We start from the raw sequence: 24,666 nt of genomic DNA on the forward strand, positions 1-24,666 counted from the left end.
CCGGGCGGTCATGGCTCAGGCGTTCGCCGGGGCGCGCCACCGCGACAGGCGGCGTTCGAGGGTGACCAGCAAGCCGTTGAAAGCGAGACCGAGCAGCGAGATGGCGAGGATGCCCGCGTACATGTTCGGGATCGCGAAGTTCTGCTGCGCCGCGGTGATCAGATAGCCGAGCCCGGCCCTGGCCCCGAACATCTCGGCGGCGAGCAGCACGAGGATCGAACTGGCGGCGGCCATCCGCAGACCGGTGAAGACGGACGGCAGCGCCGCGGGCAGGATGACCTTCTGGAACAGGCGCAACGGGGAGAAACCCAAGGACGCGGCCGATTTGACCAACAGCGGATCGACAGTGCGCACGCCGGTGATGGTGTTCAGCAGAATCGGGAAGAAGCTCGCGTAGACGACGATGGCGACCTTCGAGGTCTCGCCGATGCCCAGGATCAGCAAGAAGACCGGGAGCAGCGCCAGCGCCGCGGTGTTGCGGAACAGCTCGAGGATCGGGTTCAGGAAGTCCGCCACCGGCTTGTACCAGGCGATCGCGATGCCCACCGGGATACCGGCGACCAGCGCCAGCGAGTACCCGGCCAGCGAACGGTTCAGGCTCGCCGAGATGTGGGTCCACATCTCCCCGCTCGCCACCAGGTCGGCGAACGCCTGGGCGACCACCGAGAACCGCGGCAGGAACACCTCGTCCACCAGCCCGAACGTCGGCGCGAGCTGCCACAGCAGCAGGACGAGGGCGATCACGACCGTCGGTTTGAACACCCGCCAGGCGAACCGGCTCACCGCCCGCAGGGCGTGCGGCACGGCGGAGGGCGCCGCCTCGGCCCGCCGCAGCGGAGCCGGTCGTGCGGGCGCGGCCGCGGTTTCCCGTACCGGCCGCTCGCTGAGCTGTATCGCGCTAGACATGGGCGGTCCTCTCGGTGGTGGATTCGACATCGGCCGCGTGGTCGGACAACGACTCCAATTCCAGGCTCGCTGCCCGCTGGACCTCGCTGTGCAGCAGCGTCCAGATCTCGTGGCGGTAGTCGCGGAAGCGCTGGGAGGAGCGGATGTCGTCGTCGGTGTCGCGGTCGATCTGGACGTCGACGATGGCCTTGATCCGGCCCGGCCGGGAGGTGAGCACGGCCACCCGCTGGCCGAGATACACCGCCTCATCGATGCCGTGGGTGATGAACAGCACGGTCTTGCCGGTGGCCCGCCAGATGCGCAGCAGTTCGTCCTGCAGCGACTCCCTGGTCTGGGCGTCGAGCGCGGCGAACGGCTCGTCCATCAGCAGTACCTCGGGATCGAACGCGAGGCTGCGCGCGATGGCGACGCGTTGCTTCATGCCGCCGGAAAGCTCGTGGGGGTAGCGGTCGCCGAAACCGGAGAGCCCGACCAGTTCCAGGTAGTGCTCGGCGAGTTCCCGGCGTGTCCTTCGGCGCAAGCCCTTGGCCTCCAGACCGAACTCGATGTTGGCCCGAGCCGTTCGCCAGGGCAGCAGCGCGTACTGCTGGAAGACGATGCCGCGATCCAGACCGGGTCCGGTGATCGGCTTGCCGTCCAGCAGGATCTCGCCGGCGGTGGGCTTGCTCAGTCCGCCCAGCAGGTCCAGCAGCGTGGACTTGCCCGAACCGCTTGGGCCGACCAGCACCAGGAACTCGCCCTCACGCAGGTCCAGCGAGATGTCCTCGAGCGCGGTGAATCGCTCCTGCGAGCCGCGCACCGAGAACTGCTTGCGCACCCCGGTCAGCGATAGTTTCGTCGCCGTGGTCATTTCGCGGCCACCACCTCTCCGGTCGGTCCCGCCTCCGGCTTGTATTTGCCGTTGGCGTAGGGGTTGAACTTGTTGGTGAACAGATCGGCGGCCTGCAACTTGCCGTTCGGCAGTTCGCCGTTGCGCACCAGCCAGTCGATCCAGATCCGCAGTTCCTTTTCGGCGACAACGCCGCCCGGCACCGGGATCCCGGAGCTGAGCCAGTACGGCACCAAGCCGGTGTTCTCGTTGCGGCCACGCTTGCCGATGATTTGCGTGAACCGCTCGCGCACCTGGTCGCGAGGCGTCAGCTGAAGCCAGCGGATCGCCCGCGCGGTGCCCTGCACGAAGTCCTCCACGGCTTCGGGATTCTTGGCGATGTAGTCGTTGCGGAAGACGTAGGTGCCGTAGTCGAACGTGCCGAAGATGGCCTTGTCGGTGTAGAGCGGGTGGATGCCGCCGCGCTGGAGGGCGGTGTCCCGGAAGACGCTGCCCAGGGCGCCGACGTCCACCTGTCCCTTGCGCAGTGCGTCCTCGGTGTTGGCGGGCGGCACGACGATCAGTTGCACCTGCTTGATCTCGTCGTCGGTCAGGCCCTGCTGATGCAGCCACTCCCTGGTGATGAATTCGTGGTGCGCGCCGAGGGTGTTGACCGCGACCTTCTTGCCGATCAGATCGCGCGCCGAGGTGATGCCGGAGTCGTCCCGGACGTAGTAGCCGGTGAACGACTCCTCGTCGGCGCCATAGGAACTGAGCACCGAGGTGACCTTCGCCCCGCCCGCGATCAGCTTGACCACCGCGCCGTTGAACGCGCTGCCGAACTCGACCTGGTTGGTCGCCGCCGCTTGGATGTTGGCGGGGCCGCTGGTGGTGTCGCCTTCCCAGTGCAGGCTGATCTTCGTGAAATAGCCCAGATCATCGGCCAATTCGACAGCGCTCACCTGCCCGGTGGCGCCTTGATAGCGCAGCACGGTCCTGCCGTCGGCGGTCTTGGCGGGAGCGGACTCGCCGCATCCGGTGAGCACGGACAGGCCGGTGAGCACGGCTACGGCGGCAGTGAGAGCGCGAGTGACACGCCGGGAGGGATGGGGGAAAGGCATTGTTGTTCTTTCGAAGACGAGAAAGACGCCGTGCATTTCGATGCTCGGCATCGGCGACACCACAGCGGAGCGATGCGGCGATGGACGACCGCGCGGGATGCGGTCGTCAGACCACGGCCGCGCTGCTTCAGCCGCAACAGATTCCGTGCGGAACGCGCATGAAGTCGACCGCGCGGCGGCGGATCAATGCTGTTGCTGTCGACACTTCGAATCTTCCGTGAGCTGTGCTGGTGCGTGGGCGAGCGCTGGTGACTTCCGATTTCCGGCACCTGCCTGGCAAACACTGTCCCGGTTCCCAAGCATGGGAGCAACAGTTCTACGCCGACTGCGTGTAACCCTGTCTTCCGGTGGCCGAGGGTTCCCGGGCCTGGTAGCGCGGGACGATCGGCTCCGCCGGGGACGCCGCACGATGGTTCGCGCATCCCGCGACGACACCGTGCCGTGTGGCGGCGCTCCCGTCGATATTCAGCGGCTTCCGTCACAGCCGGCCGCCGTGAGGTGATCATTCTCGCCGAAGCGGTGTAAGCTGCGCGAGGACGTTTTCGTGTCTGGTGAGACATTGATCCGAACGGTGCGGGTATCCGAGATCCGTGGTGACGACGAGAGGGAGGTGGGGTAGCGATGCGCAGCGAACCTCCCAGTCGAAGGCCGCGCGGCGCCGCCCCTTCGCATTCCTAGTCAGGTCGCGACGGCAGGGGCCGGCGCCCGCGGTGTGAATTTCGAGCTCTCTGTTCACTCACGCATGTGCTGAGGTCCTCTCATGTCGCAGACCGACATCATCGAAGTACGTCCGACGCTGTCCGAATCCCTTCAGGACATCGTCGAAACCCGTCGCGTGGACGCCGCGCTGGACTGGCTCGGCAACCACCCGCCGCACGTCATCGCCGACCAGCTCGCCCGCATGGACGCGGTGCGGGCCGGGATGGCGTTCCGCCTGCTCGACAAAGATCTGGCCCTGGCCGTCTTCGAGGAACTCGAGCCGGTGGACCAGCAGCAGATCCTGCAAGGACTGCGCGACCAGAGCTTCCGCGATCTGGTCGAGGGCATGGCGCCCGACGACCGCGCCCGCATGTTGCGTGAGGCGCCCGCCAAGGTCGCCAAGAAGGCGCTGGCGGGCCTGAGTCCGCGGGAGCGGCGGATGACTGCGAGCCTGCTCGGTTACCCGGAGGGTTCCGCGGGTCAGTTCATGACGCCGGAGGTCGTGGCGCTGCCGCGTGAGCTGACTGTGGCCGAAGCGCTCGGCATGGTGCGGGCCAAAGGCGGCAACGCCGAGACGGTGTACACGCTGCCGGTGGTCGACGCGGGCAGGCGGTTGACCGGCATCGTCGAACTGCGTGAGCTGGTGCTCAGCAAGCCCGAGACGATGGTGTCGGAGCTGGTCGTCACCGAGCCCGCTTTCGCGCGCGCGACCGATTCCGCGGAGAAGGCCGCCCGCCTGATGCGCGAGACCAACGACATCAACCTGCCGGTGGTGGACAGCGAGGACCGGCTGGTCGGGCTGCTCACCATCGACGACGCGGTCGAGGTGATCGAGGCCGCCGACAGCGAGGACGTCGCGCTCCAGGCGGGATCGGCGCCCTGGGAGGGCCACTACATGGCCGCCGGGGTATTCCAGCTGGCTCGCTACCGCGCGCTGTGGCTGCTGCTGTTGCTGTTCGCGGCGACGCTGACGGTGAGCGTCACCGACTTCTTCGAGGGCACCCTGCAGCAGGCCGCGCACCTGGCGTTGTTCATCCCGCTGCTGATCGGCGCGGGCGGCAACGCGGGCGCGCAGGCCGCCACCGCCTGCGTGCGCGCGGTGGCGGTCGGCGAGGTGCGGGCGTCGGACCTGTTGCGGGTGATCTGGCGGGAATGCCGGGTGGGCCTCGTGCTGGGCTCGCTGCTGGCGTCCGTAGGTTTGGCCATCGGCGCCCTGTTCGTCGGCCCGCGCATCGCTCTGGTCGTCGGCATCACCTTGGTGCTGATCTGCGGCTGGGCCGCCACCATCGGCGGCACCATGCCCTTGCTGGCCAAGAAGCTGCGCATCGACCCCGCCGTCGTCTCCGCCCCGATGGTCACCACCCTGGTCGACGCCACCGGGCTGATCATCTACTTCACGACGGCGAAACTGGTGCTCGGCATCTGAGGGCGTCTCGGTGCTCGCGGCCGGTCGATCGAGCGGAGTGCGTGCGCAGGCCGCTTACGGGAACAGCGTCAGTACCTGACGCACAACCTCTTCAAGGGCCGCGTCATCTTTTCCGGTGAGGGAGATGGCCGGTAGGCGCGGCCCGAGCAGATTACGGTCGCCGGTCTCGAGCGGCTGACCCACCGCGACGTTGTAGAACCGCAGGTCGTCCTGGGCATCTCGGTAGACCGTGCGATTTCCCACGGTGAACGCCGGAGCGCCTGCGGTGACCAGCGACTGCGCGCTGTATTCGTACGCGAGACGGATCTCGTCCCCACGATGGACGAAGGTGCAACTGGAGACCCGTTGCTGCGCGGGGTCGGCACCGACGCCGAGCTTCGGCAGGATGGCGCAGGGGTCGGCGCCGGTCAGCGCCGTGGTGATCGTTTCCGCCGCGCTGCCCTGCCGCGGTTCCTTCTTCCATTCGGATACCGCCGTGCTGATCAGTGACTCGGCGATCGGACATGGCTCGACCCCCAGCGGGGTGTCCACCGACAGGCCGATCGCGGCGGACGAAGGAAACCGTGCCATGGCCGAACAGGAGCGCTGGACGAGTTGCCCGGCCTGCTCGGCGCTCAGCGTGTCCTTGTCCGCCAGCAGGTGGACGCTCACGTCGCCGAGTCGTTCGGTCGTACCCCGCTGGTTCTGCACTTCCGGCGCAGGTCCGGCCATGGTCCAGCGGACGGTCTTGCCCTTGTAGCGTTCCGAGCTGTCGAGTTCGGCCTTGCACGAATTCAGCCCGTCGGTGCCGACGGTGAGCACTTGGCCGACCTCGGTCAATTCGGCTCGCGGCAGCAGCGCGCAGGTGTCCATCGCACGCATCCGGCGCAGCACTTCCAGACGCTGGTCGTCGGTCTGCGGCACGGTCGACCAGAACGATCCGTCACCGGTCTGCGGAACCGCCGCCGGACTGTCGTCCTGGCATGCGGCAGCGGTCAACAGCACCGCTGCGATCAGAGCCAGCCGTCGGTACATCGAGAAACCCCCACGTCGGATCGGAATGGTATTACAGCGCAAGGCCTTCGGCGCCGGGTCGGCGATCGGAGACAAGGCCGGGGCCCGGCATGACTGCCGGGCCCCAGTGCGCTTCACCATATCCGATGGTTCAGAACTCCCAGTCTTCGTCCTCGGTGTTCACGGCCTTGCCGATGACGTAACTCGAGCCCGAACCGGAGAAGAAGTCGTGGTTCTCGTCGGCGTTGGGGGACAGCGCCGAGAGGATCGCGGGGTTCACCTCGGTTTCGTCCTTGGGGAACAGGCCCTCGTAGCCGAGGTTCATCAACGCCTTGTTGGCGTTGTACCGCAGGAACTTCTTCACGTCCTCGGTGAGGCCGACCTCGTCGTAGAGGTCCTGGGTGTAGTCGACCTCGTTGTCGTAGAGCTCGAACAGCAGCTCGAAGGTGTAGTTCTTCAGTTCGTCGCGCTCGGCCTGCGTGACCAGCTCCAAGCCCCTCTGGTACTTGTAGCCGATGTAGTAGCCGTGGACCGCCTCGTCGCGGATGATCAACCGGATCATGTCGGCGGTGTTGGTGAGCTTGGCCCGCGAGGACCAGTGCATCGGCAGGTAGAAGCCGGAGTAGAACAGGAAGCTCTCCAGCAGCGTGGAGGCGACCTTGCGCTTGAGCGGATCGTCGCCCCGGTAGTACTCCAGCACGATCTCGGCCTTGCGCTGGAGGTTGCGGTTCTCCTCCGACCAGCGGAACGCCTCGTCGATCTCGCGGGTGGAGCACAGCGTGGAGAAGATCGAGCTGTAGCTCTTGGCGTGCACCGACTCCATGAACGCGATGTTGGTCAGCACCGCCTCTTCGTGCGGGGTGAGCGCGTCCGGGATCAGGCTCACCGCGCCGACCGTGCCCTGGATGGTGTCCAGCAGGGTCAGGCCGGTGAAGACCCGCATGGTCAGCTGCTTCTCGTCGGCGGTCAGGGTGTTCCACGACGGGATGTCGTTGGAGACCGGTACCTTCTCCGGCAGCCAGAAGTTGCCGGTCAGCCGGTCCCAAACCTCGGCGTCCTTTTCGTCGGGCACCCGATTCCAGTTGATGGCCGACACCCGATCGATCAGTTTCATCCTGCCTCCACGCCTTTCCCGAGCACGCTGCCGTCACGGAATGTCTACCCTGGGGACACTACTCCTAGTGGCTGACATGTCCGGTTAGCACAACACCTTGTGTCGCCGCGACGCGCGTCCGCCGGGTGAGAGTACGCCGGGACGCGCCGCGCGCGGCCCCCTATTGTGCGGCACGCTCCCTTGGGAGACCGCATCGGCACCGGCGGTCCGTATTGCTCGCTGAATGTTTGCCATATGGTGTCCGGCGGGACCGGACCGAGCTACCGGCAATGCGGCACACAGGCGCGGACGCTCCCTGCCGCTCGGCCGCGAAAGCGTTGCCGGGTGCGCCGATCCGTCATTTCCCCGGCGCGCCGGATCGCGGGCAGTGCCGCAAGTCACCGGCGGCGCTCGGCATCGTGGACCACTTCCTGTTCGTCTCGAGCGGTGGACGTCCTGGTGGCCCGGGCGCAGGCCGGGCGTGGTGGGATGACGCCGCCGCGCGAGCCCGACCGGGGTACCGGCGTCACCGTGGAGGGCGGCCACCGGGCGCGCCGCCGGGCGGCCGGCCACCGGGCTGCGGTCCGGAACCATTGCCGGCCCCGGTGTTCTGGGATTTCTCGGCGACGCCCACGGTGAGTGCCACCCGCAGCCCGGAGGACGGCGCGCCCGCCACGGTGGCCAGTTCCGCGTCCCAGCCGTCGCCGAAGACGTTGTCCGAGGCGAGGGTGACCTGCCCGAGATTGGTGACGCTGCGCGCGTAACCGGAGTCGTAGGCGAACACCGACTCGCAGGTGTCATGCGGAAGCGCGATCTGTGAGGTCAGCCGGGCGTTCTGGCCCGCGACCGCGGTCTCCAGCGAGTCGTAGACCTCGAAATGGATGTGCGGCCAGCGGCCCGAGTAGCAGGCCGGGAAGATGGACGTGAAGGTCACCTTGCCGTCGGCGTCGGCCACCTGCACGCCGCGCAGATAGTTCTGCTCGGTGACACCGTCGCTGTAGAGCGAGTAGTCGCCGTCCCGATCGCAGTGCCACACGTACACCGCCATGCCCTTCCCCGCGGCTCCACTCGCGGCAAGGTCGCGCAGAGTGAGTTCGAGCGTCATCGGAACGCCCTGCGCGACCCCGGAGTACGAGCCGAACGAACTGGTGATGTCGCTGCGCACCACCCCGGATTCGACGAGGACGTTGGGTCCGTTGGACCCGTCGCCCGGATACGGTCCCGCGGTCTCCTGCGGGGCGGCGGTGGGGCCGCCGGATTGCGCGGTCGGCGTGGCGGCGCTCGTGGTCGTGGCCGTGGTGTCGCTCGATCCCGAGGCGCAGCCTGCCGTGACCGCCGCCGCGCCCGCGGTCGCCCCGAGGAAGAACAGGGCGCGACGACGGGACATCAGCACCTTCATATCGTGTGCGAGGCCGAGATCGTGCTCGTGCCCCTCCTCATGTCGTGCGCCCACTGTCCGCCCTTTCGTTCGTCGAGATCGTCCTCAGCGACGGTAGGGACGAGCGCTAGGGACCGGCTGGGTCCGCCCTGGGAGTTCGCTGTGACCGGTTCTCCGGCTCAGCGTCTGCTGGCCCGGCGATAGCCGATGGTCGCAGGCACCGCGAAGAGCACGATCGCGCCGAGCGACCAGACGACGGTGAGGGTGAGCGGTCGCGCGAGCGGTCCGTCGAAGGCGAGCGCGCGCATGGCGTCGACCCCTACCGACATGGGCTGGTTGCGGACCACCGGTTGGATCCACTTGGGGAAGGCCACCAGCGGGACGAATCCGGTGCTGAAGAACATCATCAGCGAGGTGAGGATCGTGATCCCCTCCACCAGCGTCGCTTTCGCGGTGAACACGGCGACGGAGGTGACGATGGTGGCGAAGGCGAGGCCGAACAGGACCGGAAGGAACAGGAAGGTGATCGCCGCCGCGACGCCTTGGTGGAAGCGGAAACCGAGCACGAAGCCCACCGAGACGACAGCGAGGGTGCAGACGAAAATGCGGCAGCCCTCGGCGAGCACCCGCGAGGCCAGACCGGAGGCGCGGTGCACGGGCAGCACCCAGAAGCGGGCGAGCAGACCCGCGTCGCGTTCGCGGCCCAGCAGCACGCCTCCCGCCACCGCGCCGGACAGCGCGCCCACCAGGGCGACCATGGGCACCGAGCCGTACAGCGCGCTCTCACCGGTGAACTTCCGGATCTGCCCGCCGATCACGGTGTTCAGCATGATCAGCAGCAGGCACGGGATGATCAGCGTCTCCAGCAGGGTGACCGGGTTGCGCGCCCAGCGCAGCAGCAGGCGCTGGGTCTGGATCAGCGTGTGCGCCACCAGCGCCGACACCGACACTTCCGAGCCGGTCCAGGATTCGTGCCCGCGATCCGCCAGCAGTGCCATCATGCCCTCCTCGAACTCAGCCGGATCGACAGCGGGACGCAGACGACCAGGATGCCGAGTGCCCACGCCACCGGCGGCCCCAGCAGGGACAAACTCAACTGCCCCGCGTTCGGCCCGCTGTCCCCGGCGAACGCGCGCAAGGCGATGGCCCACTGGGACACCGGCTGATTGCGCACGAACGGCTGCACCCAAGCCGGGAACTGGTCGGCCGGCGCGATCCCGGTGGAGAGCATGCCGAAGATCAACGGCGGCAGCACCAGCGCTTGCGCGGTGGCCTCGGGATTGCGCGACACGGTGCCGATCACATCCCCGCCCCAGATCAGTGCGAGACCGATGAGCAGCGAGAACAACACGAAGCCGATGGTCTGCGCGGTGCCGAGGTAGAAGCGGAATCCGATGACGTGGCCGCAGATCAACGCGGTGATCAACCCGATCACGAGTCGGAAGACGCTGCCGGACAGGCGCGCCGTCACCGGCACCAGCGGGCCGATCGGCATGGAGCCGAAGCGCCGGTTGAGCCCGGCGACGGAGTCGGTGGCGGCGCGGAAGGCCGCCGAGACGGCGGTGAACGCGGCGGCTTGCAGCACCACCAGCGGCATCATGTACTGCGCGTAACTGCTGAATCCGGTGCCGATGACGGTCATGATCGTCTTCAGCGGGATGTAGAAACTGGCGGTGAACGTCGCGGGCGCCAGCACCGAGGTGAGCACCTCGCCGCTCTGCACCGACGGAACGATCAACCGGGTGGTCAGCACCCACCACTGCTGTGGCCGCAGCGGCGCCGCGCGGGTCTGGCTCAGCCAGGTCGCCGCCGTCACGACACGGCCTCCGGCCGCGAGAAGTCCTCCGTGGTGGCCAGATGCCCGGTGAGCTGGAGGAACACGTCATCGAGCGAGGGGCGGCGCAGCGCGACGTCCACCAGGTCGACGCCCGCGCTGTCCAACCGGCGCAGCGCCTCCAGCAGTGTCTTCGAGCCGTCCGGGGCGGGTATGGCAATCCGGTCGGAGTCCGGGCCGAGCGCGTCCCGGTTCTCCTGCGGCAGTAGCGCGCCCAGGGCGGCGGCGATGGCGGGCAGGTCCTTCAGGTTCAGCGGCACCACCTCGCAGTAGCTGCCGCCGGTGCGCGCCTTCAGTTCGTCGGCGGTGCCCTCGGCGATCACCTTGCCGTGATCGATGACGATGATCCGGTCGCTGAGCGCGTCGGCCTCCTCCAGGTACTGGGTGGTGAGCAGAGTGGTGATGCCCGCCTTCTTGAAGCCGGAGACCAGATCCCACACTCCCTGCCTGCTGCGCGGATCCAGCCCGGTGGTCGGCTCGTCCAGGAACACCACGTCGGGCCGGACCACCAGACCGCAGGCGATGTCGATCCGCCTGCGCATACCGCCGGAATAGGTGCCCACCTTGCGGGCCGCCGCGCGCTCGAGATCGAACTCGGCGAGCAGTTCGTCGGCTCGGGCGCGTGCGGCCCGCTTGCGCAGGCCCATCAGCCTGCCGAACATCACGAGGTTCTCGTACCCGCTGAGCATGTCGTCCAGTGCCGCGTACTGGCCGGTCAGCATGATGCTGCGGCGCACCGCCGCGGGCTCGGCCACCACGTCGTGCCCGGCGACGACGGCACGGCCGCGGTCCGGCCGGATCAGCGTCGACAGGACGTTCACCGTCGTGGTCTTGCCCGCGCCGTTCGGTCCGAGGATGCCGAGCACCTCGCCCGGCTCCGCCGCGAAATCGACTCCGCGCAATGCTTTCACCGCGCCGAAGGATTTCTCGATCCCTTCGACGACGACTCCCTGGTCGGAATTCATCCTCGGCCTCCCAGATGTGCATCGAGCACGCGCGCGATGACCGGCAGCACGTGCGGCGCTGTCAGTTCGTCGTGGGTTGCCTCGATGTCGTGGTTGATGATCTCGCCGGTCACGTACGGCCCCCAGCCATCGGGACCGAAGATGTCGGAGGTGTCGATGATCGCGCTGAAGTACACGATGTCGCCGTCGAACACCGGACGGCGGTAACCGGTTCTGGTACGCGCGGCGGCGTTGTAGGACCCGGCCATCCGCTCCAGCGTGGCCGCGTCGATCAGCGAGACCCCGCCGAGCCGTTCGCGGATCAGATCCGCCGCCTGCTGCGCGGTCGCGTCGGCGGGGACGTCGTGGATGCCGAACACCGCGCCGAAGGAGTTCACGAACGAGCCCGCGGTGAGCCGCTCGATGCTGTCGCCGTCGATGTCGGCGGTGTCGGCGTCCAGCAACGCCACCACGCCCACCTCCGCGCCATCGGCTTTCAGCCGCGCGGCCGCCGCGTGGGCGATCAGGCCGCCGAACGACCAGCCGAGCAGGTGGTAGGGACCCTCGGGTTGCAGGCCGCGGATCTCCCGCACATAGCGCTCGGCGAACTCCTCGATCGAGCGCGCGGGCGGTTCGTGACCGCCGAGGTCGGGCGCTTGCAGTCCGTAGATCGGGCGGCCGGGCGCGAGCGCGTCGGCCAATCCCAGGTAGGTCCACGACATTCCGGACGACGGGTGGATGCAGAACAGCGCCGGTTCCTCGCCGCCGAGCCGGATCGGCAGCACCACGTCCAGTCCGAGCCCGCCCGCGGCCGGCACGGCAGGCGCCGCCGTGGCCGCCGCTTCCTCCTCGGCGGCGGTGCGCGCCGCCGGGGTCTCCGCGAACCGGGCCGCCGCGTTCAGGGCCTCGATCCACAGCTCGGCCAGCTCGGTGACCTCGTGTTCGTCGAGCAGGGTGGACGGGAAGCCGAAGCTCGCCCGCAGCCGGTCGCCGATCACGACGGCGTTCACGTCGATCGCCGATTGGAGCGGCACGCCGGGGTCTTCGGCGACGTGCACGTCGCCCAGGTCGTCGGTCGGCAGCCAGCCCAGGCCCTCGAGCCCGGCCGGGATGTCGCCGGTGGAGTAGCGGCCGAGGTAGTTGAAGCCGATTCGACCCGGCAGGCGTTTCGGCAACTGCCGCGCGGTCTCGGCGTCGAGATAGCGCAGCAGGCCGAAGCCGATGCCCTTGTCCGGCACCGCGAGCAGTTGATGCTTGACGGCGCGGATCGCCTTGCCGAGCGCGGGCCCGCCGGCGAGCGCGTCGTCGACGTCGATTCCGGCCAGGTCCAGGCGCACCGGGTAGAGGCTGGTGAACCAGCCGATGGTGCGCGAGAGATCGGCGCCGGGCACCACTTCCTCCTGGCGGCCGTGACCTTCCAGCCGCACCAGCGCCGACGGGTCGCTGCCGCGCCAGCACACCAGCGCCAGCGCCAAGGTGGCCAGCAGCGCGTCGTTGACGCTGCCTTGGAACAAGCCGGGCAGCGTGGTCAGCAGCGCGGCGGTGACCTCCGCGGACACTTCCCGCTCGACCATCCGCAGCGCGCCGGACCGATCGAGGGCGGGATCGAGTTCCCGGCCGCCGATCACCGGATCGGGGGCGGCGAGCACGTCCTGCCAGTACGCCAGTTCGGCGGCCCGCCGTTCCGAGCGCGCCTCCTCGGCCAAGGCGTGGGCCCACCGCCGCATCGAGGTCCCGGTCTCCGCGAGCACCGGCGTGGCGCCCGCCGACACCTGCGCCCATGCGGCCACCAGGTCCGGCACCAGGATGCGCCAGGACACCCCGTCGATCACCAGATGGTGCGCCAGCACGATCAGCCGGCCCGATCGGGTGCGTGCGCCCGCGTCGCCCACCGGCTCCAGCCAGATGAATTGCAGCACCGTGCCTTCGGCCGGATCGAGCCGGTCGGCGGCGGCGTCCAGCTCGGTCATGGCGAACTCGTGCAGCTCGATCGGGTCGACCGCGGTGAACTCGATGCGGTGCACCAGCGCGTCCACGTCGACCGAGCCGGGCGGGCCGACCAGCAGGCGCGGGCCGTCGCCGTCGGTCACCAGCCGGGCGCGCAGCATGTCGTGCTGGTCCACCACGGCGGAGAGCACCGCGACGATCTGCGCTCGCTCGATGCCGACCGGCAGCTCCAGTACCGCGGTCTGGGCGAAGCGGTCGTAGTTCCCGCCGCGTTCCAGCATGTAGTGCACGATCGGCGTGAGCGGCAGCTCACCGACACCGCCGCCGGGCAACTCGTCCAGCGTCGCCACCGTCCCGGCCGCGTCGGCGGCCGCGGCCAGCGCCGCCACCGTGCGATGCTCGAACACTTGCAGCGGGGTGCAGGTGATCCCTTGCTGTTTGGCCCGCGACACCAGCTGGATCGCCAGGATGCTGTCGCCGCCGAGCGCGAAGAAGGAATCGTCGGCGCCCACCCGCGCCACGCCCAGCAACTCGCCGAAGATGGTCGCGAGCTGCTGTTCGGTCGGCGTTTCCGGGGCGCGGTACTCGGTGCGGTCGGCGACGAACTCCGGTGCGGGCAGTGCCTTGCGGTCCAGCTTGCCGACCGCGTTGAGCGGGATCTCGTCCAGCACGACGAACGCCGAGGGCACCATGTAGCCGGGCAGGATGTCGGCGGCGAAGGCGCGTACCTTCGCCACGTCGAGCTCGAACCCGGGGGTGCGCACCAGGTAGGCGGCCAGCGCGGTCGCACCGGTGGGGCCGGGCACGCCGAGCGTCACCGCGAAGTCCACGCCGTCGGCGCGGCCGAGCACCGCGTCGATCTCGCCCAGCTCGATGCGCTGTCCGCGCACCTTGACCTGGAAGTCGGTGCGGCCGAGGTACTCCAGTTCCGGCCCCGCCTGGCCGCGGATCCAGCGCACCAGATCTCCGGTGCGGTACATCCGCTCGCCCGGCGCGCCGAAGGGCCCGGCGACGAAGCGGGCGGCGGTGAGGCCCGACCGCGCGTGGTAACCACGCGCCAGCGCCGGTCCGGCGAGATACAGCTCGCCGGCCACGCCGAACGGGACCGGGCGCAGCCGGTCGTCGAGGACGAGCACTTGCGCGCCCTGCACCGGTGCGCCGATGGACACCGGGGCGCCCACCTCCAGCGGCGCGGAACCCGTCGCCCAGATGGTCGATTCGGTGGGGCCGTACAGGTTGACCATGGTGCGCCCGGTGGCCCAGCGCTCGACCAACTCGGCGCCGACCGCCTCGCCCGCCACGGCGAGCACCCGCACGCTGGTCACTTCGGCGGGATCGAGGGTCGCCAGCGCGGACGGCGTGATCACCATGTGGGTGACCCGCTCGCTGTCGATCAACTCGGCCAGCACGCTGCCGCCGAACACCTCCGGCGGTGCGACCACCGACGCGCCGCCGGAACCGAACGCCATGATCGCCTCGAACACCGACGCGTCGAAACTCGGCGACGCCACCTGCAGCACCCGGGAGTGCTCGTCCAGGCCGAGCGAATCCTGTTGCGCCGCGACGAGATCAGCGATGCCGCGATGGGATACCGAGACACCCTTCGGTGTGCCGGTGGAGCCGGAGGTGTAGATCATCCAGGCCGCGTTGTCCGCCCGGATGGGGCCGGGCAGTTCGCGCTCCTGCACGGGGTGGCTACCGGCGGCGCTCCACCGCTCGACGAGGGCGAGGTCGTCGAGCACCAGCCAGTTCGTGCTGTCGGGCAGCAAGGGCCGGAACGCGGCGAGGGTCAGGCCGAGCGTCGCGCCGGAGTCGGTGAGCATGTGGTCGATGCGCTCGATCGGGTGCTTCGGATCCACCGGCAGGAACGCCGCGCCCGCCTTCGCCGCGGCCCACATCCCGGTGAGCAGTTCCGCCGAGCGCGGCAGGCCCAGCGCGACAACGGTTTCCGGTCCACCGCCCGACTCGAGCAGGACTCGGGCCAGGCGATTGGCGTGCGCGTCGATCTCGGCGTAGGTGGTGATGTGCCCGCCGACCACGAGGGCGACGCGATCCGGATACCGCCGCACGGTCTCGGCCAGCAGTTGTGGCAGCGTCGTGGCCGCGGCGGGCGCGGGACCGCGTACCGGCACCAGCGTCGCCCGTTCGGCGTCGTCGAGGAGATCGATGTCGGCGATGCGGATCTCGGGCCTAGCCAGCGCCGTCGTGAGCACGCGCCGCCAGCGGGTGGCGAAGGCGGCCATCGTCGCCTCGTCGAACAGGTCCGTGGCGTAGGTCAGCACGGCCTCGATGCCCGCCGGATCTCCGTCGGCGAAGCGCTCGCGCAGATCCAAGGTCAGGTCGAACTGGGAGGCGTCGCGCTCGAAGTCCTCCACCTCGAACCGCAGGCCGGGCAGTTCCAGCACCGGTTCGACGAAGTTCTGCAGCGACAGCGACACCTGGAACAGCGGGTGGTGCGCGGTCGAGCGAGCCGGATCCAGCACCTGCACCAGTCGCTCGAACGGCACGTCCGCGTGGGCGAACGCGTCCAGGTCCGCGGACCGGACGGTGTCCAGGAACGCCGCGAAGCCCGCGCCCGGATCGACCGGCGTGCGCAGCGCCATCGTGTTCACGAACATGCCGACCAGCTGGTCGAGCGCTTCCTCGCCGCGTCCGGCGACCGGGGTGCCGATCAGCACGTCGTCGGTGGTGGCCAGGCGTGCGAGCAGCACCGCGAGCGCGGCGTGCACGACCATGAACGGGCTGACGCCGTGCGCGGCGGCGAAGTCCACCAGCGCTCGGTGGGTCTCGGCGTCGACCGTGAAGCCGAAGTCGGCACTGTGCATGGTCTGCACTGCCGGGCGCGGCCGGTCGGCGGGCAATTCCAGCACATCCGGCGCGCCCGCCAGGGTCTCGCGCCAGAACCGGATCTGGCGCGCCGCCAGCGATTCCGGGTCCGTCTCGTCGCCCAGCACTTCGCGATGCCAGAGCGCGAAGTCGGCGTACTGCACCGGCAGCGGGACGCGGGTGGCATGCCCGCCGAGAGCCCGCTCCGAGTAGGCGGTGACCAGGTCGGCGGCCAGCGGCGCCATCGACGCGCCGTCCGCGCTGATGTGGTGCACCACCAGTACGACGACGTGCACGGGCGGCGTGGCGGCCACGATCGTCTCGGGGCCCGCGGCGTAGCTCGACGCGACCGGCGCGGTCCCGGCGACGGGCCCGGACGAGACCGGCGCGGCGCCGATGGACGGAGCCGACGACACCGGCGCCGCACTCGGTGCCGCCTCGGCGCCGCCGTGCAGGCGGAACAGGCCCACCCGCAGCGGCGGCTGCGCGGCGAGGTCGAATCCGGTTCCCGCCAGCTCGGTGATCCGCTCGCGCAGGGGGCCGCCGTCCTCGGTGTCGACCACCGGCATCGCGGGCACCGCCACGTCCGCGCCCACCACCACCTGACGCGGGCCCTCCGCGTCCACGGGATAGAGGGTGCGCAGGCTCTCGTGCCGGTCGACCACGTCGACGAGCGCCGCGCGCAGCGCCTCCACGTCCAGATCGCCGGTGAGCCGCAGCGCCACCGCGATGTTGTAGGCGGGCGAGGCCGGATCCATCCGGTTGAGCACCCACATGCGCTGCTGCGCGGGCGAGAGCGGAACGCGATCTGGCCGGATCCGTGGCGCGAGAGCGAACCGGCCCGGCTCCGCGCCGGTGGCGGGCACCACCCGCGCGGACAGCTGGGCCACGGTCGGCGCGTCGAACAGATCGCGCAGCGCGATCCGCGACCCCAGCGCCGCGTTCACCCGCGCCACCACCTTCGTCGCGCTCAGCGAATTGCCGCCGAGCTCGAAGAACGACTGGTCCACGCCGACGCGCTCGCGCTCGAGGACCTCGCCGAACACGGCGGCCACCGCCTCCTCGACCGGCGTGCTCGGCGCGAGGTAAGGCCGGTGGTCTTCCGTGAAGTCCGGCACCGGAAGGGCTTTGCGATCCAGCTTGCCGACCGGCGTGAGCGGAATGGTGTCCAGCACGACGAGATAGCCGGGCACCATGTACCCGGGCAGCTCGGCGGCCACCTGTGCGCGCAGCCGCTCGACGTCCAGCCGCACGCCGTCGGCGGGCAGCACGTAGGAGACCAGCACGGTGGTCCCGGCCGGGCCGGTGCGCCCGATGGTCACCGCGTACTCGACCTCGTCGTCGCGGGAGAGCACCGCGTCGATCTCGCCCAGCTCGATGCGCAGGCCGCGGATCTTGACCTGGAAGTCGCTGCGGCCCAGATACTCCAGCTCGTAGCCGCCGCCGTTGTCGACCCAGCGCACCATGTCGCCGGTGCGGTACATCCGCTCACCGGGTTCGCCGAAGGGGTCGGCGACGAACCGGCTCGCGGTCATCTCGTACCGGTTGAAGTAGCCACGCGCGAGCGCGGGACCCGCCAGGTACAGCTCACCGGGCACCCCCACCGGCACCGGACGCAGCCAGGCGTCCAGCACCACGGTGGCCGCGCCGCGGATCGGTCCGCCGACCGTGATCGGCTCGCCCGCGACGAGTTCGCCGGGCCCCGTGGCCCAGATGCTGAACTCGGTGGGGCCGTACAGGTTCACCATGCGCCTGCCGGGCGCCCACCGCTCGATCAGTTCCGGCGTCGCCGCCTCGCCCGCGACCGCGAGCACCCGCAGCTGCTCCAGCCCGGCGGGTTCCATGGTGGCCAGCGCCGACGGCGTGATCACCGCGTGGGTGACGCGCTGGGTGCGCAGCAGCGTTTCCAGTTCCGTCCCGCCGTAGACGTCCGGCGGCGAAACCACCAGCCTGCCGCCCGCGCCGTGCGCGGTGAGCAGCTCGAACACCGAGGCGTCGAAGCTCGGCGAGGCGACCTGGAGCGCGCTGGCGGTGTGGTCGAGCGCGAGCGTCTCCCGTTGCGCCGCCACGAGATTCGCGATGCCCCGGTGGCTGAGCAGCACGGCCTTCGGCTTGCCGGTGGAGCCGGAGGTGTAGATCAGGTACGCCGTCTGGTCCAGATCGATCGGCCCGCCGCGCTCCTCATCGGTGATCGGCGCCTCGGAGACCGTCATCACCCGCCGGATGGTGTTGAGGTCGTCGAGCAGCAGCCAGTCGATCGTGCCGGGCAGCGTCTCGCCGGTCGCGGTGACCGTCACGCCGATCGGGGCCTTCGAATCGCTGAGCATGTGCTCTATACGTTCCACCGGGTAGTTCGGGTCCAGCGGAGCGAACGCCGCACCGGTCTTGGCCAGCGCCCACACCGCGACCACCGATTCGAGCGAACGGGTGAGCGCCAGCACGACGAACACCTCGCGGCCCACGCCGCGGCGCAGCAGCACCCGGGCGTAGCGGTTGGACCAGGCGTCGAGTTCTCGGTAGGACATGGTGAGCGCGCCCGCGGTGATCGCGATCGCGTCCGGATCGATCCGCGCGCCCGCGGTGAGCAGTTCGGGCAGCGTCGTCTGCGGCACCGACTCCGGGCCCCGCACCGGCACCAATGCGGTGCGCTCGGCGTCGTCGCAGTACTGCAACTGCGACACCAGTGCGTGCGGGTTGTCCGCGAGCTGGGTCAGCAGCCGGACGAAGCGATCCAGCAGGGGGCGTGCCGCCTCCGCGGGAAGCTGGTCGGCCATGTACTTCAACGTGATCCGCAGCGTGTCCCGGCCGTCGTCGCCGCGCAGCGGGATCACCATGAGATTCAGCGGATACGGCGTCGCGTCGGTGCCTTCCACGTCGAGCACCCGCATGCCCGCGATGTCCAGCGCCTGCGACAGCGCTTCGCGATCGATCGGATAGGACTCGAACACGGTGAGCGTGTCGAACAATTCGGCCAGCCCGACCGCCTGGTGGATCGCGGCCAGCCCGACATGCTGATGATCCATCAGCCGCGCCTGTTCGGACTGCACCCGCGCGAGCAGGTCGGCCACCTTCTCCGCCGGATCCAGGCGCACCCGGACCGGCAGCGTGTTGATGAACAGGCCGACCATCTCCTCGACCCCGCCCAATTCCGGCGGCCGTCCCGACACGGTGCCGCCGAACACCACGTCGGTGCGGCCGGTGAGCATGGCCAGCAGCATCGCCCAGGCGGCCTGCACCAAGGTGTTCACCGTCGCGCCCGCTTCCCGGCCCGCGGTCTCCAGCCGGGCCACGGTGTCGCGGGACAGGTCGGCGGAGAGCATGCCGGTCTCGGTCGATTCGATGCCGGCGAGGGTGGGCACCGCGCGGGTCGGTGTGTCGATGCCGGCCAGCGACTCGGTCCACGCCGCGAGGGATTCGGCGTCGTTTCTGGTCTTCAACCAGGTGAGGAACTCACGGTAGGAATGCGCGGGCGGCAGGGCCGCGGTGTCACCGTCGGTGACGTAGAGGGTGAGCAGTTCGCGCACCAGCAGCGGCGTCGACCAGCCGTCCAGCACCAGGTGATGGTTGGTCAACACGAAACGGTAGGTGTCGGGGGCGATCCGGATGAGCGTGCAGCGCAGCAGCGGGGGACGGGTGAGTTCGAACCGGGTGCGCGCGTCCAGCGCGATCACCCGGTCGGCCTCCCGGTCACGCTCCTGCGCGTCGGCGATCGCGGTGAGATCCGCTTCCCGCCATTCGATCTCGGCGTCGGCCAGGACGAGCTGACGAGGACCGTCCTCGGTCTCGGCGAAGGCGACGCGCAAGTTCTCGTGCCGGGTCACCAGAGCCTGTGCGGCGCGACGCAACCGGGCCGCGTCGACGGTGCCCGCCAGGGTGAGCAGCGACTGCACCGTGTAGCCGTCGGCGGTGTCGGAGTCGTACAGCGCGTGGAAGAGCAAGCCGTATTGCAGCGGCGAGAGCGGCCACACGTCCGCGATGTTCGGATAGTCGCGCTCCCAGGCGTCGATCTGCGCCTGCGTGACGGCGACCAGGTCGAAGTCCGACGGGCTGCGTCCGCCCGCGCGGGCGGACGCGGCGTGCCCGGCCAGCGCGCCGAGCGCCTGCTCCCACAGCGCGGCCAGTTCGGCGAGATCCGCCTCGTCGAACAGCCGTCCGGCGTAGGCCCAGGTCACCTCGAGACCGGCGTCGGTGAGCACGGCGTTGATGTCCACCGCGGCGGCCAGGGGCGCGTGGTCGTCCTGGGTGGCGGCGAACCGGCGCGGCAGCCACGGCTCGGCGTCCCCGCCGGTGGACGCGCGGCCGAGGTAGTTGAAGCTGATCTGCGGTGTCGGCGCGTCCGCGAGCGCCGCCGCGGTCTCCGGGACCAGGTAGCGCAGCATCCCGAACCCGATGCCCTTGTCCGGCAGAGTGCGCAGCTGTTCCTTGGTCGCCTTGATCGCGGCGCCCGCCGCGGCCCCGCCCGCGAACGCGTCCGCCACATCGATGCCGGTCAGGTCGACCGCGACGGGGTAGACGCTGGTGAACCAGCCCACCGTGCGCGCGACATCCGCGCCGGGCAGGACGCTCTCCGCGCGGCCGTGGCCCTCCAGCGTGAACAACGTCGATGTGCGTTCCCGCCACCGGGCCACCGCCAGCGCGAGCCCGGCCAGCAGCACGTCGTCGGCGCCGCAGTGGAAACGGTCCGGCGCGGTGGTGAGCACGGTGTGCGCGATGTCCGCGGGCACGACGGTCGTCAGTTGCGCCATGGAGCCGACCACGTCCAGGGCCGGGTCCATCGGCGCGGCGCCGAGTGCGGGATCGGGCGTGGCCAGAACGCGCTGCCACAGCGGCAGCTCGCCGGTGCGGCTGGCCGCGTGCTCACGCTGTCCATGCGCCCAGCGCCGGAAGGACGTACCGACCGGCGCGAGCTCGGCGCCCAGCGCGGCGGTGGCCAGGTCCGGCAGCAGGATGCGCCAGGAAACGCCGTCGGTGACCAGATGGTGCAGCACCAGCCACAGCAGCGGCGCGGCGCCGGAGCGCTCGATCCACACGAACCGCGCCATCACGCCCGCCTCCGGGTCGAGCCGGTCGGCGGCGCGCTGCAGCGCACGCTCACAGGTCGTCTCGAGATCCTCGTCCGTGGTCACGGCCTCCAGCAGGGCGCCCGCGTTCACCGCGCCGGGTTCGGCCACCGTCCAGCTCCAGCCGTCGCCGGTGTGGCGCAACGTCGAACGCAGCAGATCGTGCCGGTCGAACAGGGCCTGGAGCGCGGCGACCAGACTCTCGCGCTCGCTGTCGGCGGGCAGCTCGACCAGCACCGCCTGGGCGAACCGCCGCCAGGAGTCACCGGTCTCGAGCATCGCGTGCACGATCGGCGTGAGCTCCACCTCGCCGACGCCGCCGCCGGGCAGCTCGTGCACCACGCCGGTCGGCACGTCGGTGGCCACCGCCGCCAGCGCCGCGACGGTCTTGCGCTCGAAGACATCCCGCGCGCCGAATCCGAGTCCGGCCGCCTTCGCCCGGGACACCAGCTGGATCGAGACGATGCTGTCGCCGCCGAGCGCGAAGAAGCTCTCGTCGACGCCCACCGATTCCAGGCCGAGCACCTCCGCGAACAGCGCGGCGAGCGTCTCCTCGCGCGGTGTGGACGGCGCCCTGCTCGTGCCGGCGCGCGCGCCGAACTCCGGTGCGGGCAGCGCCTTGCGGTCCACCTTGCCCAGCGGCGTCAGCGGAAGACTGTCCAGCACCATGATCACGCTGGGCACCATGTATGACGGAAGCGACTCGCCCGCAGCGGCTTTCAGTGCTTCTGGATGCGGCTGCGCTCCCGGCTTCGGCAGCACGTACGATACGAGAGCCGTAGCGCCCGAACCGGTTTCGACACCGATGGTGAGCGCGAAGTCGACGTCGTGGTGGAGTTGCAGGGCGGCGTCGATCTCGCCGAGCTCGATGCGGAAGCCGCGCACCTTGACCTGGAAGTCGCTGCGTCCCTGGTATTCCAGTTCGACGCGCCCGTCGCGGATCACCCAGCGCACGAGGTCGCCGGTGCGGTACATGCGTTCGCCGAACGCGTACGGATTCGCGACGAATCGGTCGGCGGTCAACCCGTTGCGCCGGTGATAGCCGCGCGCCACACCGGGGCCGGCGAGGTAGAGCTCACCCGTGGTCCCCGGCGGCAGCGGCCGCAGCCACGGGTCGAGCACCACGGCCGACACGTCACGGGCCAGACGACCGATGGTGACCGGACCGCCCGGCGTCAGCGGGTCGCTGAGGGTCACGGTGACGGTGGTCTCGGTGGGGCCGTAGCCGTTCAACAGCCGCCGGCCCGACCACTTCGCGACGAGTTCGGGCGGGCAGGCGTCGCCGCCGACGATCACGGTGCGCAGTTCGGGCAGGGTCGCCGGGTCCAGCGAGCCCACGACGGCCGGAGTGACGTTGAGGTGCGTGACACGGTGGGCTCGCAGCACCTGGGCCAGTTCCTCACCCGCGTACGCCGACGGCGGCACCACGGCCAGCGTCGCGCCCGCCGCGAGCGTCACCAGGATCTCCTCGACCGAGATGTCGAAACTCGGTGATACCGCGTGAGCCACAACGGACTTCGCGTCGATGCCGAACCCGGCGCCGGAACTCGCCACCAGGTTGGCCAGCCCGCGGTGCGAGACGAGCACGCCTTTGGGGAGGCCGGTGGAGCCGGAGGTGTAGATGATGTACGCGACTTGGTCGGGTCGCACCGCGGCGGTCCGCTCGGCGTCGGTCAGCGGCGCGGCGTCCCGCTCGGCGATCGCCCGCTCGGCGCCCTCGTCGTCGAGGATCAGCCAGGACACTCGGTCGGGCAACGACTTCCGCGCGGAGGCGATCGTGATGCCCGCGACCACCCCGCTGTCGCCGACCATGTGCTCGATCCGGTCGGCCGGATAGGTCGGATCGATCGGCACGAACGCCGCGCCGGTCTTGGCCACCGCGATCGTCGCCAGCACGGAGCGGACCGACCGCGGGATGGAGATGGCCACAGTGCGTTCGGGTCCGGCGCCCGCGGCGATCAGCACCCGGGCCAGCCGGTTGGTGTAGTCGTCCACCTCGCGGTAGGTCAGCGCGGTCTCGCCCGCCACGAGGGCCGTCGCCAGCGGGTCACGGGCCGCGCCCGCGGCGAGGATGCCGGGCAGCGTGTCCGTCGCCACGCCCGCGGGCCCCCGGGCGGGTGCGAAATCGGCGCGCTCGGCCTCCGACAGCACCGGCACGCTCGCCAGCGGCGCGTCCGGGCCTGCGGCCAGGAAGCGGTGCAGGAACGACAGGAAGCGGCGGTGCTGACCGGCCAGTTCGGCGTCGGAGTAGAGGTTGCCGTTGGCCTGGAAATCGATATGCGTGCTCTCACCGCCGACACCGGGATACAGGTTGACGAACAGGTCATCGATCAGCCCTGAGGTCAGCACGTGCAAACGCCCCGTGACCGGACCGAGCTGGATCCTGGTGTCGACCATCATCAGGTTCACCGAGGGTCCGAACGACCCGGCCTCGTCCATCGGCCAGCCCAGATCGCGGAAGATGTCCTCCTGCCGGTAGCGCTGGCGCCGCAGCGCCCCGGTCAGCTCGCCCTGGGCCGCCCCGATCACGTCGCCGACCGTCGTGGCCGGCGTCAGCCGCAGCCGCAGCGGTACCACGTTGGCGATCATGCCGCCGGAACGCCGCAGCGTCGCGGTGGTGCGCGCGGACACCGGGAGGCTCAGCACGACCTCCGGGGCGCCGGTCATCGCCGACAGGTACGCGCCGAACGCGGCGACCACGGTCGGCGCGACACCGGAGGACACCTGCTCGGCCACGGCGTCCAGCAGTCTCGCGGTCTCGGCGGGCAGCGCGCCCGTGACTCGGCTCGGATGCCCGTCCACGCCCGCGGTGCGCCCGGCCAGGCTCACCGGATCGGCCATGCCGTCCAGGTGCGCGAGCCAGTGCTCCCGGTCCGCGCTGAACCGCTCCGAACTGCGGTAGGCCAGATCCGCCTCGACGATCTTGCGCAGGTCCTCCGCCTTCGCCGGCGGCGCCTCGCGGCCCTCGACGGCGGCGTTGTACAGCTCGCCGGTGCGCTGCACCATGGTCAGCGCGCCCATGCCGTCGAGCACGATGTGGTGGATGCGCGAGTACCAGAACCAGCGGTCCGCGCCGACGCGCAGCATGGCGATGCGCACCAGCCGGTCGCGGGTCAATTCCAGCGGCGCCTCGTACTCCGCGCGCATCCACGCGTGCGCGGCCGCCTCCGGATCGGGTTCGGCGCGGAAGTCGAGCGTCTCCAGACTGTCGTCGAGGGTGGGGTCGACGAACTGGAACGGATGACCCTCCACCTCGATCAGGCGGAGATAGCCGGTGCCGAACTCGCGCCCGGCCTGCCGCGCCGAACGCGCGAGCAGCTCGAGGTCGATCGGCCCGGCCAGTTCGACGTACTGGGCGATGGAGATCGGCGTGGCGCCCGCGACATGCTGGGCGAACCAGATGCCGCGTTGCGCCGCCGACAGGGCGAAGGCTCCGTCGGGGAGAACTGTGTCCGGATTTTTCGCCGAAAGGGAAGGCTGTTGCATGACGTGTCCTACGTTCTGACCGCGGTCGGGCTATCCGGCAATGACCGCCCGTAGCCACCGCAGTAGCGGTAGTACCTGCCGCCGCACAGCACGCGGCAACTCAATTCTGAACCGGCGCGGCCGGCGCTGCGGGGGTATTGCGCAC

11 protein-coding genes are annotated in these 24,666 nt (G+C 70.1%); 1 reads left to right on the forward strand and 10 read right to left on the reverse strand.

The genetic code is table 11. From position 1 onward, the window contains the following. Positions 1–15: 15 nt before the first annotated feature. From NNI01S_RS09300 to NNI01S_RS09310, 3 genes are read right to left on the reverse strand one after another with little or no spacing between them, the layout of a single operon-like run. Positions 16–906: an ABC transporter permease gene (locus tag NNI01S_RS09300; protein WP_063019599.1), complete on the reverse strand. Its 891-nt coding sequence runs from the start codon at positions 904–906 to the stop codon at positions 16–18. Continuing rightward, entirely contained in the window at positions 899–1,756 is an 858-nt protein-coding gene (locus NNI01S_RS09305) for an ABC transporter ATP-binding protein (RefSeq protein WP_063019601.1), read from the reverse strand. The genes NNI01S_RS09300 and NNI01S_RS09305 overlap by 8 nt, the downstream gene beginning before the upstream one ends. Then, positions 1,753–2,835: an ABC transporter substrate-binding protein gene (locus tag NNI01S_RS09310; RefSeq protein WP_063019603.1), complete on the reverse strand. Its 1,083-nt coding sequence runs from the start codon at positions 2,833–2,835 to the stop codon at positions 1,753–1,755. Before NNI01S_RS09310 ends, NNI01S_RS09305 begins: the two co-directional genes overlap by 4 nt. Positions 2,836–3,595: 760 nt before the next feature. Here NNI01S_RS09310 and mgtE point away from each other — a divergent pair. Continuing rightward, positions 3,596–4,960 carry a magnesium transporter gene (gene mgtE, locus NNI01S_RS09315; RefSeq protein WP_063019605.1) on the forward strand — a complete coding sequence of 455 codons (1,365 nt, stop codon included), beginning with the start codon at positions 3,596–3,598 and terminating at the stop codon, positions 4,958–4,960. A gap of 54 nt (positions 4,961–5,014) precedes the next feature. Here the strand turns inward: mgtE and NNI01S_RS09320 are convergent, their stop codons facing one another. The 7 genes from NNI01S_RS09320 to NNI01S_RS09350 all read right to left on the reverse strand — a co-directional run bounded on the left by NNI01S_RS09320 (position 5,015) and on the right by NNI01S_RS09350 (position 24,521). Further along, the gene (locus tag NNI01S_RS09320) at positions 5,015–5,974 is read right to left on the reverse strand and encodes a hypothetical protein (protein ID WP_063019607.1); all 960 of its coding nucleotides are present in this window, start codon (positions 5,972–5,974) and stop codon (positions 5,015–5,017) included. Positions 5,975–6,104: 130 nt separating this feature from the next. Beyond that, entirely contained in the window at positions 6,105–7,067 is a 963-nt protein-coding gene (nrdF, locus tag NNI01S_RS09325) for a class 1b ribonucleoside-diphosphate reductase subunit beta (protein WP_063019609.1), read from the reverse strand. A 505-nt stretch (positions 7,068–7,572) separates the two neighbouring features. Further along, positions 7,573–8,445 (reverse strand): dioxygenase family protein, encoded by an 873-nt coding sequence (locus tag NNI01S_RS09330; RefSeq protein ID WP_063019856.1) that lies wholly within the window; start codon positions 8,443–8,445, stop codon positions 7,573–7,575. Positions 8,446–8,603: 158 nt separating this feature from the next. Next, positions 8,604–9,422, reverse strand: coding sequence for an ABC transporter permease (locus NNI01S_RS09335; RefSeq protein WP_063019611.1), 819 nt, complete (start codon positions 9,420–9,422; stop codon positions 8,604–8,606). Further along, a complete protein-coding gene (locus NNI01S_RS09340; protein ID WP_063019613.1) occupies positions 9,422–10,240 on the reverse strand; it encodes an ABC-2 transporter permease in 819 nt (272 codons plus the stop codon). The genes NNI01S_RS09335 and NNI01S_RS09340 overlap by 1 nt, the downstream gene beginning before the upstream one ends. Then, a complete protein-coding gene (locus NNI01S_RS09345; RefSeq protein WP_063019615.1) occupies positions 10,237–11,223 on the reverse strand; it encodes a daunorubicin/doxorubicin resistance ABC transporter ATP-binding protein DrrA in 987 nt (328 codons plus the stop codon). The genes NNI01S_RS09340 and NNI01S_RS09345 overlap by 4 nt, the downstream gene beginning before the upstream one ends. Continuing rightward, positions 11,220–24,521 (reverse strand): non-ribosomal peptide synthetase, encoded by a 13,302-nt coding sequence (locus NNI01S_RS09350; RefSeq protein WP_063019617.1) that lies wholly within the window; start codon positions 24,519–24,521, stop codon positions 11,220–11,222. The genes NNI01S_RS09345 and NNI01S_RS09350 overlap by 4 nt, the downstream gene beginning before the upstream one ends. Positions 24,522–24,666: the final 145 nt, after the last annotated feature.

Origin of the sequence: Nocardia niwae NBRC 108934 = DSM 45340 (assembly GCF_001613465.1) — a bacterium.
GTDB classification, from domain to species: Bacteria; Actinomycetota; Actinomycetes; order Mycobacteriales; family Mycobacteriaceae; genus Nocardia; species Nocardia niwae.